We start from the raw sequence: 16,824 nt of genomic DNA on the forward strand, positions 1-16,824 counted from the left end.
AAAGTTGTATTTTTGTTCGTGAAGTGGTAGAAATGATTTGGAGGAGTGATACATATGACAAAGGTGTTTATTTTTGGACACAAAAACCCTGATACGGATACGATTTGTTCGGCAATTGCCTATGCAGATTTAAAGAAGAGTCTTGGTATGGATGCTGAACCTGTCAGATTAGGCGAAGTTAATGGTGAGACAGAGTATGCATTAAACCAATTTCATGCTGAAAGCCCGCGTCTAATTTCAAAGGCATCTGATGAAGTAAATGAAGTTATATTAGTTGACCATAATGAATTCCAACAAAGTGTGGAGGACATTAAAGATGTTCGAATTCTTGAAGTGATTGACCACCATAAAGTTTCGAACTTCGAAACGAGTGATCCATTATATTTCCGAGCAGAACCAGTTGGGTGTACGGCAACAATTCTTTATAAGCTATATAAAGAAAACAATGTTGAGATTCCAAAAAATATCGCTGGACTTATGCTTTCTGCGATCATTTCTGACTCACTACTATTTAACTCACCGACTTGTACAGAAGAAGATGTACAAGTTGCTGAAAAACTTGCTGAAATTTCGGGTGTTGATGCGAAAGAATATGGTCTTGAAATGCTGAAAGCTGGTGCGGATTTAAGCGACAAGTCTGTTGAACAGCTAATTTCTTTAGACGCAAAAGAATTCCAGATGGGTGAGAGTAAAGTTGAAGTTGCTCAAGTAAACACAGTTGATCCGAAAGAAGTTTTTGCCCAACAAGAAGAAATTACAAAAGCGATTGAAAAAACGATGAAAGAGAAAGGTTTAGACCTTTTCTTATTCCTCGTTACAGACATCCTAGAAAATGATTCTCACGCGTTAGCTGTCGGTGAGCCGACAGCAGCGGTAGAAGAGGCGTTTAACGTACAGCTTCATGACCAAACAGCGATTTTAAAAGGCGTCGTTTCTCGTAAAAAACAAGTCGTACCTCAGTTAACTGAAGCGATGAAATAATGAAAGAGGGAAAAGGTTGTTCCAGCGGGAGCAACCTTTTTTAGTCTAACTTGAAAATAAATTCTTAATTTGGAAACACATGTTGCTTCTTCCTCTACTAGCTTATGCTAAGTAGCTGGATGCGTCGGCGCAGCTCTTAGTGGTTCGGCGAAGCTGTGTTTGTTGCTTCTTCCTCTACTAGCTTATGCTAAGTAGCTGGATGCGTCGGCGCAGCTCTCAGTGGTTCGGTGAAGCTGTGTTTGTTGCTTCGCTTTCACGAAGCACTATGGAAAAATGTTTTTCATTCGTGCATGAAGTACTTCAATTTTTGCTCATACTAAAGAAAACTATGTAGGAGTGACATGTATGGAGCAAAAGAAAATGGAATTAATGAAAGAGTTAACAGATACAGAAGGGGTTCCAGGCTTTGAAGACCGCATTTATAACGTCATGAAAACAAGAATCTCTTCTTTTTCAAATACAATTGAGACTGATAATTTAGGAAGTCTTGTCGGTAAAATGGGAGACGGTGAAAAGAAAATTCTCCTTGCAGGGCACTTAGATGAAGTTGGATTTATTATAAGTCATATTACGAAAGATGGTTTTTTAAAGTTCCGTGCGTTAGGTGGATGGTGGGGCCACGTTATGCTTTCACAACGAGTGAAAGTGATGACAAATAAAGGGGACTTAACGGGCGTCATTGGCTCAAAAGCTCCTCACGTACTAAAACCTGAAGAAAGAAAAAAAGTTCTCGAAATCGATAAAATGTTTATAGATATTGGTGCGAGAAATCGTGAAGAGGCAGAGTCATTTGGTGTAAGAGTTGGTGATCCTGTTACAACGATTTGTCCATTTGAAATTCTTCCAAATGATAAGATGTTATTAGCGAGAAACTGGGATAACCGTGCTGGTTGTTATATTTCATTACGAGTGATGGAAGAGTTGAAAGGGCAGTCACTGCCAAATACATTATATTCAGGTGCTACAGTTCAAGAAGAAGTTGGATTACGTGGCGCTGAAACACTTGCACATAAGATTAATCCGGATATTGCATTTGCAACCGATGTTGGTGTTGCAACAGATACACCTGGAATGAGTAGCGAAGAAGGAACACTTGCATTAGGTGATGGTCCGATTTTAGGATTCCTAGATCGCTCAATGGTACCTCATAGAAAACTTCGTGATTTTGTCGTTGAAACTGCAAAATCAAATAACATTCCTTATCAACTAGAATTAATGGATGGGGGAGCGACAGACGGAGGCAAGTTCCATTTAGCTCATGCTGGTGTTCCAACAATGGTTGTCAGTGTACCATCACGATACATCCATAGTCACGTTTCACTCGTTCATTTCGACGACTTAGAAAATGCCGTAAAGCTATTAGTAAAAGTGATTACATCATTAGATTCATCTACGATTGAACAAGTTAAAGGATTAGGGTAGGATAAAGTGCAAAGTGCCAGGCACCTGGAAGGTTATTTCCAGGTGCCTGGCACCTTTTATCTTTATCTAGTTTCTTTCATTCCGATGAAGCTGAGCATACGCCCTGTTTTTCCTTGGTCCCTACGGTGTGAGAAAAATAATGTATCTTCGCAACTTGTGCAATAAGAAGATACGTCAATATTTTCTTGTAAAACTCCAGCTTGGACGAGCAACATTTTATTTAATTTTTTTAAATCAAGCGTGTATTGTCCTTTGCTTACTTCTTTGTAAGGGAGTTCAGTTGGCTGTTTTAAAACTTCTTTGACAAAATCAATGACATAATCGTCGACGACATAACAACAAGAGCCAATGGATGGACCGATAGCAGCGTAAATATTAGCTGGATCTATCGCTTCTTCGTTTTTCCACGTACGTACCATTTCCCCACTAATATCCTTTACAGTACCTTTCCATCCTGCATGAGCAACGCCAACCAAATTTTTATCAGGTCCTAGGAAATAGATTGGAACACAATCTGCGTAGCACAATGTTAAAAGGACATTGCTCTCATTTGTATAAAGGCCGTCTGTGCCTTTAATCGCGTCGTCGTAATTGAGCACACCTTTTCCAGCGTCATCCTTTGTCACTTTAGCAATGCTGTTCTCATGAACTTGATCGGCACACGCCCAACGAGTCATAGGGAAGCCGAGATGTTCAGCAAGTAGGTTTCTGTTTTTTACGACCGTTTCACAATTGTCATTTACATGCAGACATAGGTTTAACGAAGAATACTCTCCTCCACTAACCCCACCTTGTTTTGTAGTAAAACCGGCAATGACATTCCCTTTGAGAGAATTCCATCTATTTAAAAAAGTGGCGTACTTTTGATCTTTAGAAAATGGTTCAACGTTCATTTGGAAACACCCTTTTCGTATAATAATCATCCTAATTTTAGCATATTCGAGACCTTTAAGAGTGAATACAAATAACTTTTGGGTGGATACGAACAACTTTTGGGTGAATACGAACAACTTTTGGGTAAATACGAATAACTTTTGGGTGAATACGAACAACTTTTGGGTAAATACGAATAACTCTTGGGTGAATACGAATAACTCTTGAGAAAATACGGATAGACTTTGCAAGGAAAAGGATTAGCCAACTGTTATTAACGCGTGAGTTTTAAGCTTTATTTTGAAAAGTGTATGTAAGGGCAATTCGCTATTTTATCTCATGAAGGAGAAAGGAGGAAAAAATCTTTTAACTCCCCATCATCTAAACAATAAAGGAAACAAACCCATGGGGATGAAAAGTTTGATGAACTGTTTTCGGAGATGATGTCTTTAATACCATGCTTGAAAAGTTGATCTTCTTTTGTTTCAGCGGATAAAAATACCCATACTTCGGTTAGATCTTGATTATTTTTGCCGAAGAATATGTAAGTCCCTCTATATTCTATGATTTGCTTAAGGTCAAAGGCACGTAACCTTGTTAGGATTTGTAATATGTAATCGATTATTGCAGACATTCTTAATAAAAAGTCTCCAGAAGTAGAGAAGAGGGATGAAACGCAAGGATGACATTCTCTGTATATGGTATCTAATAAGTTTTTCTTCTCAATTGTTTTACTTTCTATCATTATTTGTTTCATCATTTGATTAATTAAGTCTTGTACTGTGGACTTAGATGTTGGACTTTTTGTTCGGTTAATAACTAGCATCATATCACCTCTAGGTAAACGAATCGATCAATCAATCATCTTTTACTAAGAATGGACAATGCTCACACGCATGTTCACAAGTAACCATCGTTTTATAAATAGAACACCAAGACCTCCGAGAAAAGCAAATAGGGATATTCCTCTTTTCAGCACGCCCCTTAATTTTCTTGGCTAAGTTATGATTAATAAAGTCAGTAAGGATAAGGATTAAATCAGTATTATCAGGGATGTCTTTTCTGATCATACTTTTTTTGCGTCCATCAATATGATTAATCTCCTTAAACCCAAGAGATTCTAAGTGTTTTGGAATAGCTCCTAATTGATCACCACCGATAATGAGTAAAGTAGCCATATGTATTTTTCTCCTCCCTTTAATCAATACTGATAATCATTATCAATTAAAGTATAAATGAAAAAGTATATATAAACAATAGAATGAATGTTAAGATTTCTTTACATGCTCGAAGAAGTTAGAAAAATCGATGATAGATGAAGTATGGGCAACCAAATATGTTTCGTTTAATAAATGATCATGGAGGACTTTTCATTGTAGATGTCTTTTAATCATGGACCACCTCTATAATAAGTAGTTCTTGAAAGAGGGTTTCTTCGAGTATCTTCTTTTAAAACCGAGGTATTCTCGCGGAAAAATATGACCTTTTAAGGTTTGCATCCTGTTTCGTGTTTGTATTTTGGGCTACTCTGATAAGCCTGTTAGTATAGTTATTATCACTGAAATTGAGTGACTGATAAAACCGCTCCTACATACAAGTAACGGGAATAAATTATAAAAAAAGAAGCCAAGCGGATTGGCTTCTTTTCTATTACCAGCTTGACTTCTTCACTCCAGGAACTTGCCCCTTGTGGGCTAGTTCGCGGAAGGCGATCCTAGAAAGCTTAAATTTGCGAATAACTCCACGTGGTCTGCCAGTCATTTCACATCTACGTGTGAGACGAGTAGGAGAAGAGTCTCTTGGAAGCTTTCTTAACGCTTCATAGTCTCCTTTTTCTTTTAATTCCCTTCTTAAGTCAGCATACTTCGCGACAAGCGCTTGACGCTTTTTTTCCTTAGCAACTTTTGATTTTTTAGCCATAAGTGTCATCCTTTCATTTTTTATTAAATCGTAATCATTACGCTTTGTTAAATATAATAACGAAAAAAGGAACATTAGTAAAGAGGGGCGTTGAGAATTTTAATCGAAGCTTTTGACATATAAACGTGAAATGAGTAGTATATATATTAATCGTAATCATTACGGTTTGTGATTGTGTTAGACTTTTTCATATATTTTTAAGGTCTCAATTAAGATTAGTTAATTCAGTGTGCTTACAAATTTTTATAGATTATAGAGTGAAAAAATAAGGTAAGGAGTTGGGTGTAGAAAATGAACAAAATTCCAGTGGTTGTATTAAGTGGTTTTTTAGGAAGTGGAAAAACGACGCTACTAAAACATATGCTTCATCGTTGTGAAGAAAAGAAAATGACCCCTGCGGTATTAATAAATGAAATAGGAAAGACTGATATGGATGGAGAAATCGTTCTTCAAACAAACGGAAGTCAAATTGTTGAAAAGTTATTGGATGGTTGTATTTGTTGTAATAAAAAAAGTGAAGTGACTGAGTCTATGATCAAGTTACTTCAAAAAAAACCAGATGTTATTTTTATTGAATTGACAGGGGTTGCAAACCCCGAGGAAGTGGTTGACTCTTTAACAGAACCGCAACTACGAGAGTACCTTTACTTAGACAAAGTCGTGACAGTTCTTGATGGTGAAAATTTACTAGAATATAATAGTATTTTTGAAGCAGACCGAGAACTTGTTCGAACGACAAGGCGACAGATTCAAGTTGCGGATCTATTAATTGTCAATAAAGTAGACTTGATATCAAACTCTCATAAAGAAAAAGTAAATAAAGCGATTATTAAACAAAATGCTGTTTCACCAATTTATTATACAACGTATAGTAAAATTGACGTTGATCATTTATTGTTAAATATAGGTAAAATTAAAAATAAACGAACGCTACGAGTAAACGAAGATTCTACACACCCACATCATAGCCATCATCATGCACATAATCAAGACAAATCGTTCTCTCGGATAAATACACTTACATTAAGCATCACCCAACCAATTAAATCTACTAAAATTGAGAAGTTTTTAAAAAAGTGGAGACCTAATTTACTCAGAGCAAAAGGGTATATTTCTTTAAAAAAAGGAACGTACTTATTACAACATGCGATGAAAAGAAGTTCCTGGGAGCCAACTGATTATAAGGGCAACCAGTATTTAGTATTAATTGGGATAGACCTAAACATAGATGAAATAAAAAGTGAATGGGAAAAATTGAATGTATAAAAACAAAGACAACAAAGGGCTTTTCCCTTTGTTGTCTTTGTTTCTAGGGGGATTAAATTTATTGATCAATAAAGAAATAGTATTTTGCTTTTCGCTCAACCGGACAAAGTCCCTGAAGACGAAATGCATCGGTGTAATCAATCAGTTTCATTTTTTTCGCGAGCTCTGTCGCTTGATCCATTAGTTTCTTTTCAATGAATTGAACGCATTCATAAACGGTTTTAGGATTCATGTCAAACTCTTCTGCGGCTTCAATAATAGGAGAGTTCTGCTGCAGAAGTTGTACGAACTGGTTCTCTGTATGTGCTTGATCAGCCAAGCTATTTTCTCTTTCCTCAACAAATGTAAATAATTTTCTTTCTGACTTGGGCAGGCGCTCAATGCATCTTTGCCTCGCGTATTCGTACCGTCGCATATCCATTGTGGAATCACTCCATTATTTTACGGTTTAAATCGTAACGATTTCGATTTATAATAGTATTTAATCATATTATATTCAATGTTGTAAAGAGGGATGACAAATGATTTTATCTGATGTTGGGATCAAAAAGTATATGAAAGAAGAAAAACTGGTAATTTCTCATTTACAGGAAGAACAAGTTCAACCTGCATCTGTTGATTTAACCCTTGGGACCCATTTTCGAAAAATGAATGAACATCAAGTGAGTATGATTTCTTTAGATCGTCCGGTTCAAGAAGAGGCATTTGAAAGCAGGAGAGTGATCATACCGCCACAGTCATTTTTACTAGCTACGACAGAGCAGTATGTGAAATTGCCTGCAAACTTATCTGCATTTGTAGAAGGCAGGAGCAGTATTGGAAGAATGGGACTCTTTATTCAAAATGCAGGCTGGGTCGATCCGGGATTTGAAGGTGAAATAACGTTAGAACTGTTTAACGCAAACAAAGTCCCAATTGAATTAACTTCAGGTAGAAGGGTCTGTCAACTTGTTTTTGCGGAAATGGATCAACCCTGTAACTTCTCTTATAACGGAAAGTACCAAAAACAAAAAGGTGCGGTAGGGAGCTATATTTATAAAGATAAAGAAGTAGCACAAGAAGAAAATTAATTTTCATTAAATCCCACGAGCAAATCCCACATGCCAGGGAGATGGGACTTATTTCCAGGTGCCTGGCACGTGGGATTTTTTGACAAGAGGAAGTAAATAAGATAAGGTGTTAATAAATCGTAATGGTTACGATTTATAAAATATTAAAAGGAGATTTGGTATGAAAGGTCAAGGATATAAACGTATTCCGGTTTCTGTTTTGACGGGCTTTTTAGGCTCTGGGAAGACAACGTTGTTAAACCGTATATTACAGGATCAACAAGATGAACGGATTGCTGTGATTGTAAATGAATTTGGGGATGCAGGAATTGATCAACAACTTGTTATTGGTGCAGAAGAGGAAATTATTGAATTTAACAACGGTTGTTTATGCTGTAAAATGCGAAGCGACCTTATAAAAACCTTATATGCCTTAATTCAGGCAGTTGAAGAAGATGGGTATGCATCTTTTGATCGTGTCATTATTGAAACAACAGGCCTTGCTGAGCCGGCTCCGATAGCGCAATCCTTTTTTATCGACAATGAATTGTCCGAGATTTATCACTTAGATTCGATTGTTACAGTTATAGATAGTCACCATTTTCAAAAACAATTATCTCTTCATAATGAAGTCGGAAAACAGGCGGCATTTGCTGACATTTTAATCTTAAACAAAACCGACCTTGTTTCAAGTGAAGAAATAGAGAGTGTCGTCGCTCGTCTTACAATGATGAATCCTACAGCTATGTTGATTGAATCTGAATACGGGAAAGTGAATATATCAGAATTACTAAACCAATTTTCTTTTGATCTTGATAAGAAGTTAAAGGTTGACCCTCATTTTTTAGATGCCTCACACCACCATCACCATAACCAGGAGATACAGTCAATTGTTTTACGAACGTATCGGTCGGTTGACATGAAGCGTTTTGAATCCTGGTTTAATGAATTAATAGATGAAAAGGGAGAAGAACTTTACAGGTATAAAGGCATTTTATCTGCAGATGGATTTGATAAACGGATTATCTTTCAAGGTATTCATATGCTGTTTGGTGCAAAGGCTGGAGAGCGATGGCCGGATGAAGACCATCGAAAGAGTGAGTTTGTGGTTATCGGTAAGAACTTGGATCATGAATGGTTTCAAGAAAGATTTGAGCAATGTTACGCATGATAATGGGAATTTGAGAGCTGAGCATGTGAGATTAATTTCTGTGCTCAGTTCTTTTTAAATATCGGAATTGGAGGGAGTAGAATGCTTGATAACATCTATCGACAACTCATAATGGACCATTCAAAAAAGAAGCGGAACTTCCGAGATTTAAAGAACGGCAGTCATCTTCATTATAAAAATCCAACTTGTGGTGATGTCATGACGTTATATTGGATAGTTGAAGACAAGACCGTTGTAGACGTTAGTTTTATCGGAGAAGGATGCAGTATCAGCATGGCTTCCTGTTCAATGATGACTGAACTCATAAGGGGGGAAAGTGTAGAAGAAGTATTTAAGATGCGAGAGGCAATGGAGCGGCTCATCCGAAATGGCGAACTACCGAAAGAGACAGACTTAGGTGATGCCGTTTCATTAGAGGGGGTGCATAAATTAAGAGCAAGGCATAATTGTGCACTTATGCCATGGCAGGCACTCGACAGAGCATTTCTTAAGAAAAATAAACAAGATCGATCTAATTAAACTTTCTCCTTTTAGAAAAGATGATAACTCAAAAGCAAAGGGCTACCTCCATAACAAGATACAGATCAGTTGATGATCAACATCTTTTAAAAAATGGAGAGAGCCAGGCACTTATGAGTTATCCTCTTTCTATTATTCTATAACCCTAGTAAATGAGAGATTCCTTTGATGAAAATTAATAGTAAGCCGGCGAAAACGATTGAAGTTGCCGCTTGTTTTGATGCATGCATCATTGCGTGTTTTATGCCAAACTCCTTTGCAATCGTCCATATGGTTACAAGACATCCCGACAAAGTAGAGGCAAGAAAGACGACGACGAAAATCTCTGATAGTGTGAAAGTAGCTAGCAAAGCCCCGTTACTTTCATTAAATAAAAGGATTCCATCTTTTCTTAGGATGGAAAAAAATATACCTAAGCCAGCTTCTTCAGGCAATGTAAGCAAAGCGAATAAAGGTTTGAACACTTGGATGATCACATGAATGATCTTTAATTCATCTAAAAGAAAAGCAATGAAACAAATAACTAAGAAGATTGGCATCGCTTGTTTAAAAAACTGGCTGAGCATACCATTCAACTGTATTTTTACACGAGTCCATGAAGGCTTCCTTAAGGATGAGGCATATGAGTACATCATTGATGAAGTAGTCGGCATAAACCAGATCCTCGTATGAACAGCGCCAGCAACAAACAGCAATGTGATATAAGGAATGAAGAGCCACGGAGCATTGGCGACATTAAAGATGGATAATGTTGCACCGATTTGATAGCTACAGGCAGAACTGAAAGAAACCATTGATACACATTGTTTACGAGTACAGGATTGGCAATTTTTCGATTGAAGGACTGCAACAACATTACAGCCGTATCCTGTTAAAACCGGAACAAAATCTGCACCTGACAAACCGATTTTTTTTAGCAGAGGCTCAATTAAATAGATCAGTCTTCTTTGAAGTCCAGATTGTTCGGAAACGGCAATGCTCAGACCGACAAATACAACGACCGGAAAGGCCCATATGAATGAAAATGTACCAAGTGAGATCAAACCGTAATCACCAACAATCAGTGAATAGATGAATGGAGGTGATTGAGATAAGGCAGAAGAAAACGGTAAGATCAATGCTATTTCTGCCAATGGATCCAAAGTTAAAGATACTTTATAAGCCAAAAACACTGGAAGTCCGTATATGAGAAAAATGAAAAGAATCGCTGCTGCACGAAAAAATGGAGGTGGAAAAAGCGACAAAACTTGACTATCAACAACTGATGACCGCTCGCTCATGAAGTCCTCCTAACACATGCAGCTGTTATCACAGCATGATAAGTCATCTAAATACATGTGTGCTTGCCGATAAAATTCTAAAACCCTTTCATCGACTTGTAGCCCTAAACGGGTGCATATTTCATTTGCAACAACCGCGAATCTTTGGCGGTATTTATATATAAAACAAAAAATCACATCATTGTGCTTTACTTGAGGACCAATCAAGAACAGGCCGTCAGAGATCGTTGATTCATCGAGCTCTGTTAACTCAATACCTCCATGATCTCCCCAATAAAAATGCTCGAAAACTAACGTCAAGCTACTCTTATACCCGGTAGCCATAATTGGTTTTGTAGGAGAAGTAAGGACCTTTCCTGACTTTAAATGAATGAGGAAGTGACTGCTTTCTTGCTCCACTTCTACGACCTCTTCATTCTCTCTTAAGGTAAGCTGTTTGCCGTCTTCAATTTCACTTAACCGGTCGCTCGTAAATGGGGATAGCGAAACACTTGGATCTGGATCCTCATCAGCCCATGGGGCTCCTTTAGCTAATACAGTGACTTGACTGTCGTTCTTTACTAAGTGGTACGCTGCATCGATGCCACTTTCATACCCGCCAATAATGTAATAATGTTCTTGATTAGAAAACTCTGCCCAAGAATCGATTTGGCTAGTATGAATACAATGTTCACTTCCCTCAAATGGGTAAAGGTTTGGATATTGAAATTCGCCAGCTGCCCAAATGACATACTTACTATGGAAGAGCCCTTTATTCGTGTGAACCTCAAATATGTCACCTTCTTTATCAACTTTCTTCACATCCACCTTTGTTTGTACTGGCAGTTTGAAATGGTCTGAAATTCGCCGTAAGTAATCTGCATACTCTTCTCCCGTTAAATGTTCGGAAGCGTATGCGTAACCCGGAGATGTTGAAGGTACAATTGCATTTAGGTCAAGCTGACCAAATCCATGACCAGGAAAGGAAGGGGTTAATAATCTTGTTTCTTTTGGCCATTTCTTAAATGTGCTACCTACTTCGTGTTTCTCAAGGATTGCAAAGTTGTTTACGCCTAACTGCTTGAGGAGTGCCCCCATACCGACACCAGCAGGGCCGGAACCAACAATGATAATGTCATATAGTTTCATTTAAAAATCCCTCTTTTCAGGTAATTGTAGTGGCTTTATAAATCGTAATGATTACGATTTAAGTGTATTATATTTATGAAATGCTTTTTTGTCAAAGAGGGAGGGAGAATTTCAATTTCATTTTATTTGCTTTTAAAAAGAGAGAGTTCTAAAATATATTTGAAATTTATTAATAAGAATGATTACGATTTGTGAGAGGGGATTTTTTATTATGAAGAAAAGTGATTTTATACCATCGAGAGAAGAACGTCATCTCCTCTTTGGTTCGGTTTCGCCGGTTAAAGGCAATAAACCTTCAGTGAAGGAGCAAATGGTTGATCTGCAAAATACGGATCGTGATTTCTTCTTTGATTTAGATGCTGTCGGTGTGTCAGAAGTGAAGCATCCTATTATGATTGAATCGAAAGGTACTCCTAGTCAGCAAACATCAATCGGAACATTTGAATTAACAACATCTCTGCCAAGAGAGAATAAAGGAATTAACATGAGCCGCTTACCGGAACTTATGAATGATTTTCACGAGGAAGGTTTTTCAGTAGGCTTGGACCGTTTAACTTCTTTTACAAAGGAAATGGTGCATCGAATGGACCAACAATCAGCTCAATTAAAGGTAAGTTTTCCTTGGTTTTTTGAACGGAAAAGTCCAGCGTTGGGAAAAACGGGGATGATGCACGCGGATTGCTTTATAAATGTTCGCTATGAAGAAATGGAAGGGTTCGATGTCAATGTTGGACTCACGGCTGCTGTTACGACGCTATGTCCTTGTTCAAAAGAAATTAGTGAGTATAGCGCTCATAATCAAAGAGGTTACATAAAAATAGAGGCTGTTCTTAAAGATATGAATGAACAAGAAGATTGGAAAGTCATGTTGTTAGAGGCTGCTGAATCAAGTGCAAGTGCTTTGTTATATCCGGTTTTAAAAAGACCGGATGAAAAGGCAGTTACAGAGAAAGCATATGAAAATCCAAGGTTTGTAGAGGATGTAACAAGACTTGTCGCAGCTGAGTTATATGAGATAGACGAGGTTTGTTCTTTCTCAGTTGAATGCCGTAACGAAGAGTCAATTCATCTTCACGATGCTATAGCAAGAATCATAGTAGATAAAAGGAAGTAAGATGATCAATCCCATAACCTCTGTGATTTCCAAAAATACCCACGTGCCTGGCACGTGGGTATTTTTAGAAATGTGTTTCCTGTAGCGGACGGTGAGCATTTGTCATGCTCCGCAAGTATATTCAGAAGATCTCGGTTCAGTCCCGTTTTCTTTGTCGATAAGAATAAGCGACTGAGTTATTTATATTAAATCGTAATAATTTCGATTTGTTATCATGAATCCTTCTTGTCCACATATATATTTTCTGTAAATAAAAAAGTTGGAGGTTTCAATGATACGGCGTATTGAACAAAATATTGTAGAAATTACAGGCTTCCTCATCTTAGCTCTTGTTTTGTATCTTGTAGTATTAAATGGAGGAGCGGCTATTGAACCGTATTTTTTCCCTCAGTCAATTTTAGCGTTTAATACCATTTTTCTTAGTATATTAATTGAAGCAATACCGTTTGTACTGGTAGGTGTTTTTATAGCGGGGATGATTCAAGTATTTGTAACAGAAGAGCATATAAAAAGGTTAATTCCAAAGAATCGGTTGATGGCAGTCTGCATGAGTTGTGTTGTTGGGGCGCTATTTCCAGCATGTGAGTGTGGAATTGTACCTATCGTTAGAAGATTAGTATCCAAAGGAATACCAATTTTTGCTGGTGTTGGTTTTCTTTTGACCGGTCCATTAATTAATCCAATTGTTATTTTTTCAACGTATGTTGCTTTCGGTCAAGATGTGAAAATGGCTTTATTACGGATGGTTCTTGGTCTTATGATTGCATTAATTATTACAGCTATTATAAGTCTCCTTTTCAGACGCAACCAATTAAAACATTCAACAAATGTAAATGAATCTAATCATTCTACATATCGCTTTCCGTTATCGATGCGAATAAAAGCAATGTTTATTCACTCTGTAGATGAGTTCTTCAGTGTGGCGAAGTTCTTGGTTATCGGAGCGATATTAGCTGCTTTTGTTCAAACATATGTATCAACAAATGCTATATTAAGTCTGGGAGAAGGGATTGTATACTCTACAGCGATTATGATGGGACTAGCTTACTTATTATCATTATGTTCCGAAGCGGATGCATTCATTGGAGCCTCTTTTCGGCATATGTTTCCGGATGCTTCGTTACTTGGATTTCTTATATATGGACCAATGTTAGATTTAAAAAACACAATTATGATGATGGCAGTATTTAAACTACGTTTTGTCATTGTTCTCATGATTATCATCACTGTCACTGTTTTTAGTGTGTTATTCATTGTACACCCTTGGATTTAAGGAGGGATTGAAATGATCTTTTACTCTCAGCAAGCAATAAAAGCATTTATTTTATTAATGTTTTCTGGATTTATTTTTATGTTACACCATACAGGGGAGATTGATCGATTTATTAATCCTCAATATACAAGTTTAAGTCAAGTAGCATCAATTATTTTTTTATTTCTTTTTTTTATTCAAGTTCCTAGAATATTTCTTACGAAAGAGCAAGCAGAAGATCATGACTATTGCAGTATTTTAGGATGCAATCACGAAACTGATGATGTGAAGCATATCAAAGGAAAGAGTATTATTACGTATTCAATTATTTTCCTTCCCTTATTTACAGGTTTTCTCCTCCCTTATAAGGAGTTGGGTGCCGCCGAGGCAGTAAAAAGAGGGATTTGTTATTCACATAACGAAGGAGAAACATTTCATTTAGAAGAGCGGTCAGAAATAGAGTTATCTCATGTCATTAAAGAAATGAAGCAAAGTCGGGTATTAACAGTGGATAAAAAGAATTTTGTGTCTTATGTTAACAGTATTTTAACTTATCCAGATCTTTTTTATGGGAAAGAGATAGAGTTGGAAGGGTTCATTTCCGTTGATAAATCTGCTTCTGAAGATCATCTTTTAATCGCAAGGTTTTTAGTGACACATTGTGTTGCAGATGCTCATGTCATGGGCTTATTATTATCGGTTGAGGATGAACGGTTACAAAATGAAAATGATTGGATAAGAATGAAAGGTGTATTAGATATTAATGAACAATCCACACCTATAGTTGAAGTAAGAGAATGGGAAAAAGTCGAGCAACCGAAAAATCCATATATCTATCCCTAAGAAAAAAGTTGGCCATAATAAGGTTTATCCCTTGTTATGGCCAATCTTTCATTATACTAATTCTGAACGTTTACTAACTCAACTGGCCCGTGATCATCACAGTGATCTCCATGAACATGGTGTAAGCGACCATTTACTAAATAGTCCATATGATCTCCGTGAGGTACAAGTTCATGCCCACAATCCTCTTCATGGTTGCATCCACAGCTTATTTCGTTACATTCATCTGGGTTGGTTTCACTAACTGGTATTTTGCACTCATCCCAATGTCCATCATGCTCATGATGGAGGTGTCCATTATGGACATAGTCGATATGGTCACCGTGGCGAATTTTTGTGTGACCGCACGCAATACTATGCTGATGAGGATGGTTTTCATGAACGTGGTGGCTTGGATCTTCCTTAGTCATAGTTATCCCTCCTTGTACATCATCTTTCCCTTTAATCTAGTAGGATAACCATAAATATTATTTCTTTAAACGAACTCAGTACGAAGAAAAGCACAGAAGGATGGGGGGTCTCATCCCATAATGACCGGTTTTAAGAAAAGAATAGAAAGTTAAATGAAGGGAGAAGAAGTCTAAACTGAAAGATTTGTAAGTGAAATTGAGAATAAACCCAAATATTTATTGTTAAATCCACGGTTGATAATGAAACGTGTTCAAGATTTGTTCATATTCAGAAATGAAAATAAAAAAAATACCGAGAACTAATTGACAATGGTTCTCATTATCATTATACTTGGAATTGTTGGTGGGGATGATAATCATTCTCAATTAAATCAACTACATAAAATTATAGGGGGAAGAAGAAATGAACAAAGGTTTTAAATTTATTTTATTCGCACTTATCTCATTAGCATTATTAGTAGCTGCAGGCTGCGGAAACAATGATGAAGCTGGTGCAGAGCAGGAAAAAGACTCAAATGATGATCAAGCTCAAGAAGAGCAAAATGAGGAAGAAGATCAAGGAGAAGAAGTAGTCGAACATGATGGGGAACTTGTCGTATACTCAGCACGTAACGAACGATTTGTTCAAGCACTACTTGATAAATTTGAAGATGAAACAGGGATTGAAGTTTTAGCTCTTCACGGTGCAGATCCTAACCAAATTGTAGAGGAATCAGGAAATGTTCAAGCAGACGTTTATATTTCAAATGATTTAGGAGCACTAGGTTACTTACACGGTGAAGGATTATTAGAAGGATCTAATCCAGAAGGAATTGATAGCATTCCAGAGGAATTCCGTGCAGATGATAACGCATATTTCGCAATTTCAGCAAGAGCACGTGGTTTCATTTACAATAAAGATATGATTTCAGAAGATGAAATGCCAACAAGCAGTGAAGACTTATTTGACTCTAAGTGGGCAGATGTACCAAACGGTTATGCAATTACTCGTGGTGGTAACGGTGGTATGAGAGGACACGTATCTGCACTTCGTTACGAGTGGGGCGATGAGAAAACAGCTGAGTGGGTAGCGTCTATTAGAGAAAATGCTTCAGCAATTACACAAGGACACAGCGATATTCGCGCACTTGTCGGTAGTGGTGAACATGCATTCGGACTAGTAAATAACTATTACTTCCACCAGCAGTTATTAGAAGACGATAATAATGTAGGTTTCATTTATCTTGACCAAGGTGAAGATCAAATGGGTGCGATAGCAAATGCTGCAGGGGTTGGACTTGTATCAGGTGGACCAAATGCAGATAATGCAGACGTATTCCTTGAGTGGGTACTACAACCTGAAAACCAAGTGGCATTTGTAGGTGAATCATTAGAGCTTCTTATTAACTCGCATTACGGTGCGGTGTACCCAGAAGAAGTAGAACCTCACATCGTTGAATTCGATGATTTAAAAGTTCAAGACATGGAAATCAAAGAGCTTGGTAACTACTTCCAAGGTACAACAGAATTAATTGAAGAGTCAGGATTAGACCTTGATTTAAGATAATAATTAAAGAATTGCAAAGAAAGGTTGGGGAGAACTGTCCCCAACCTTTC

18 protein-coding genes are annotated in these 16,824 nt (G+C 37.3%); 10 read left to right on the top strand and 8 right to left on the bottom strand.

Annotation, left to right across the window (positions count from 1 at the left end; all coding sequences use genetic code 11):
* The first annotated feature begins 54 nt into the window (after positions 1–54).
* Both LGQ02_RS05390 and LGQ02_RS05395 read left to right on the top strand, forming a co-directional pair.
* Entirely contained in the window at positions 55–981 is a 927-nt protein-coding gene (locus LGQ02_RS05390) for a manganese-dependent inorganic pyrophosphatase (RefSeq protein ID WP_226517181.1), read from the top strand.
* Between the two features lie 345 nt (positions 982–1,326).
* On the top strand, positions 1,327–2,403 hold the full coding sequence (locus LGQ02_RS05395) for a M42 family metallopeptidase (RefSeq protein ID WP_226517182.1): 1,077 nt from the start codon (positions 1,327–1,329) through the stop codon (positions 2,401–2,403).
* A gap of 62 nt (positions 2,404–2,465) precedes the next feature.
* Here LGQ02_RS05395 and pgeF read toward each other — a convergent pair whose 3' ends face one another.
* From pgeF to rpsN, 4 genes are all read right to left on the bottom strand, one after another.
* Positions 2,466–3,296 (bottom strand): peptidoglycan editing factor PgeF, encoded by an 831-nt coding sequence (gene pgeF, locus LGQ02_RS05400; RefSeq protein WP_226517183.1) that lies wholly within the window; start codon positions 3,294–3,296, stop codon positions 2,466–2,468.
* A gap of 317 nt (positions 3,297–3,613) precedes the next feature.
* On the bottom strand, positions 3,614–4,105 hold the full coding sequence (locus LGQ02_RS05405) for a hypothetical protein (protein WP_226517184.1): 492 nt from the start codon (positions 4,103–4,105) through the stop codon (positions 3,614–3,616).
* A 28-nt stretch (positions 4,106–4,133) separates the two neighbouring features.
* The gene (locus LGQ02_RS05410; RefSeq protein ID WP_226517185.1) at positions 4,134–4,454 is read right to left on the bottom strand and encodes a DUF2325 domain-containing protein; all 321 of its coding nucleotides are present in this window, start codon (positions 4,452–4,454) and stop codon (positions 4,134–4,136) included.
* Positions 4,455–4,926: 472 nt separating this feature from the next.
* Positions 4,927–5,196, bottom strand: coding sequence for a 30S ribosomal protein S14 (rpsN, locus tag LGQ02_RS05415; RefSeq protein ID WP_226517186.1), 270 nt, complete (start codon positions 5,194–5,196; stop codon positions 4,927–4,929).
* A 291-nt stretch (positions 5,197–5,487) separates the two neighbouring features.
* On the opposite strand from rpsN, the gene LGQ02_RS05420 reads away from it, so the two are divergent.
* A complete protein-coding gene (locus tag LGQ02_RS05420; RefSeq protein WP_226517187.1) occupies positions 5,488–6,462 on the top strand; it encodes a CobW family GTP-binding protein in 975 nt (324 codons plus the stop codon).
* Between the two features lie 58 nt (positions 6,463–6,520).
* On the opposite strand, the gene LGQ02_RS05425 is transcribed toward LGQ02_RS05420, so the two are convergent.
* Positions 6,521–6,883 carry a hypothetical protein gene (locus LGQ02_RS05425; protein ID WP_226517188.1) on the bottom strand — a complete coding sequence of 121 codons (363 nt, stop codon included), beginning with the start codon at positions 6,881–6,883 and terminating at the stop codon, positions 6,521–6,523.
* Between the two features lie 100 nt (positions 6,884–6,983).
* On the opposite strand from LGQ02_RS05425, the gene dcd reads away from it, so the two are divergent.
* The 3 genes from dcd to sufU all read left to right on the top strand — a co-directional run bounded on the left by dcd (position 6,984) and on the right by sufU (position 9,201).
* On the top strand, positions 6,984–7,532 hold the full coding sequence (gene dcd / locus LGQ02_RS05430) for a dCTP deaminase (RefSeq protein WP_226517189.1): 549 nt from the start codon (positions 6,984–6,986) through the stop codon (positions 7,530–7,532).
* Positions 7,533–7,692: 160 nt separating this feature from the next.
* A complete protein-coding gene (locus tag LGQ02_RS05435; RefSeq protein WP_226517190.1) occupies positions 7,693–8,682 on the top strand; it encodes a CobW family GTP-binding protein in 990 nt (329 codons plus the stop codon).
* An 81-nt stretch (positions 8,683–8,763) separates the two neighbouring features.
* Positions 8,764–9,201, top strand: coding sequence for a Fe-S cluster assembly sulfur transfer protein SufU (gene sufU / locus LGQ02_RS05440; protein WP_226517191.1), 438 nt, complete (start codon positions 8,764–8,766; stop codon positions 9,199–9,201).
* A 137-nt stretch (positions 9,202–9,338) separates the two neighbouring features.
* On the opposite strand, the gene LGQ02_RS05445 is transcribed toward sufU, so the two are convergent.
* Positions 9,339–10,481, bottom strand: a complete 1,143-nt coding sequence (locus tag LGQ02_RS05445; RefSeq protein ID WP_226517192.1) for a nucleoside recognition domain-containing protein — start codon at positions 10,479–10,481, stop codon at positions 9,339–9,341.
* A gap of 9 nt (positions 10,482–10,490) precedes the next feature.
* The gene (locus LGQ02_RS05450) at positions 10,491–11,609 is read right to left on the bottom strand and encodes an NAD(P)/FAD-dependent oxidoreductase (protein WP_226517193.1); all 1,119 of its coding nucleotides are present in this window, start codon (positions 11,607–11,609) and stop codon (positions 10,491–10,493) included.
* A gap of 211 nt (positions 11,610–11,820) precedes the next feature.
* Here LGQ02_RS05450 and folE2 point away from each other — a divergent pair, with 211 nt between their 5' ends.
* From folE2 to LGQ02_RS05465, 3 genes are all read left to right on the top strand, one after another.
* Positions 11,821–12,723: a GTP cyclohydrolase FolE2 gene (gene folE2, locus LGQ02_RS05455; RefSeq protein WP_226517194.1), complete on the top strand. Its 903-nt coding sequence runs from the start codon at positions 11,821–11,823 to the stop codon at positions 12,721–12,723.
* A 271-nt stretch (positions 12,724–12,994) separates the two neighbouring features.
* A complete protein-coding gene (locus tag LGQ02_RS05460) occupies positions 12,995–13,996 on the top strand; it encodes a permease (RefSeq protein ID WP_226517195.1) in 1,002 nt (333 codons plus the stop codon).
* 12 nt (positions 13,997–14,008) lie between these two features.
* Positions 14,009–14,818 (top strand): TIGR03943 family putative permease subunit, encoded by an 810-nt coding sequence (locus tag LGQ02_RS05465; RefSeq protein ID WP_226517196.1) that lies wholly within the window; start codon positions 14,009–14,011, stop codon positions 14,816–14,818.
* Between the two features lie 56 nt (positions 14,819–14,874).
* On the opposite strand, the gene LGQ02_RS05470 is transcribed toward LGQ02_RS05465, so the two are convergent.
* Positions 14,875–15,228: a hypothetical protein gene (locus tag LGQ02_RS05470; protein ID WP_226517197.1), complete on the bottom strand. Its 354-nt coding sequence runs from the start codon at positions 15,226–15,228 to the stop codon at positions 14,875–14,877.
* 403 nt (positions 15,229–15,631) lie between these two features.
* On the opposite strand from LGQ02_RS05470, the gene LGQ02_RS05475 reads away from it, so the two are divergent.
* Positions 15,632–16,774 carry an extracellular solute-binding protein gene (locus LGQ02_RS05475; RefSeq protein ID WP_226517198.1) on the top strand — a complete coding sequence of 381 codons (1,143 nt, stop codon included), beginning with the start codon at positions 15,632–15,634 and terminating at the stop codon, positions 16,772–16,774.
* Positions 16,775–16,824 lie beyond the last annotated feature (50 nt).

The organism is Bacillus shivajii (genome assembly GCF_020519665.1).
In the GTDB taxonomy this organism is placed as follows: domain Bacteria; phylum Bacillota; class Bacilli; order Bacillales; family Salisediminibacteriaceae; genus Bacillus_CA; species Bacillus_CA shivajii.

Bases quoted from the DNA above. Each gene is read 5' to 3' on its own strand.
- LGQ02_RS05390 (WP_226517181.1), top strand. From the start codon at position 55: ATGACAAAGGTGTTTATTTTTGGACACAAAAACCCTGATACGGATACG.
- LGQ02_RS05395 (WP_226517182.1), top strand. From the start codon at position 1,327: ATGGAGCAAAAGAAAATGGAATTAATGAAAGAGTTAACAGATACAGAA.
- pgeF (WP_226517183.1), bottom strand. From the start codon at position 3,296: ATGAACGTTGAACCATTTTCTAAAGATCAAAAGTACGCCACTTTTTTA.
- LGQ02_RS05405 (WP_226517184.1), bottom strand. From the start codon at position 4,105: ATGATGCTAGTTATTAACCGAACAAAAAGTCCAACATCTAAGTCCACA.
- LGQ02_RS05410 (WP_226517185.1), bottom strand. From the start codon at position 4,454: ATGGCTACTTTACTCATTATCGGTGGTGATCAATTAGGAGCTATTCCA.
- rpsN (WP_226517186.1), bottom strand. From the start codon at position 5,196: ATGGCTAAAAAATCAAAAGTTGCTAAGGAAAAAAAGCGTCAAGCGCTT.
- LGQ02_RS05420 (WP_226517187.1), top strand. From the start codon at position 5,488: ATGAACAAAATTCCAGTGGTTGTATTAAGTGGTTTTTTAGGAAGTGGA.
- LGQ02_RS05425 (WP_226517188.1), bottom strand. From the start codon at position 6,883: ATGGATATGCGACGGTACGAATACGCGAGGCAAAGATGCATTGAGCGC.
- dcd (WP_226517189.1), top strand. From the start codon at position 6,984: ATGATTTTATCTGATGTTGGGATCAAAAAGTATATGAAAGAAGAAAAA.
- LGQ02_RS05435 (WP_226517190.1), top strand. From the start codon at position 7,693: ATGAAAGGTCAAGGATATAAACGTATTCCGGTTTCTGTTTTGACGGGC.
- sufU (WP_226517191.1), top strand. From the start codon at position 8,764: ATGCTTGATAACATCTATCGACAACTCATAATGGACCATTCAAAAAAG.
- LGQ02_RS05445 (WP_226517192.1), bottom strand. From the start codon at position 10,481: ATGAGCGAGCGGTCATCAGTTGTTGATAGTCAAGTTTTGTCGCTTTTT.
- LGQ02_RS05450 (WP_226517193.1), bottom strand. From the start codon at position 11,609: ATGAAACTATATGACATTATCATTGTTGGTTCCGGCCCTGCTGGTGTC.
- folE2 (WP_226517194.1), top strand. From the start codon at position 11,821: ATGAAGAAAAGTGATTTTATACCATCGAGAGAAGAACGTCATCTCCTC.
- LGQ02_RS05460 (WP_226517195.1), top strand. From the start codon at position 12,995: ATGATACGGCGTATTGAACAAAATATTGTAGAAATTACAGGCTTCCTC.
- LGQ02_RS05465 (WP_226517196.1), top strand. From the start codon at position 14,009: ATGATCTTTTACTCTCAGCAAGCAATAAAAGCATTTATTTTATTAATG.
- LGQ02_RS05470 (WP_226517197.1), bottom strand. From the start codon at position 15,228: ATGACTAAGGAAGATCCAAGCCACCACGTTCATGAAAACCATCCTCAT.
- LGQ02_RS05475 (WP_226517198.1), top strand. From the start codon at position 15,632: ATGAACAAAGGTTTTAAATTTATTTTATTCGCACTTATCTCATTAGCA.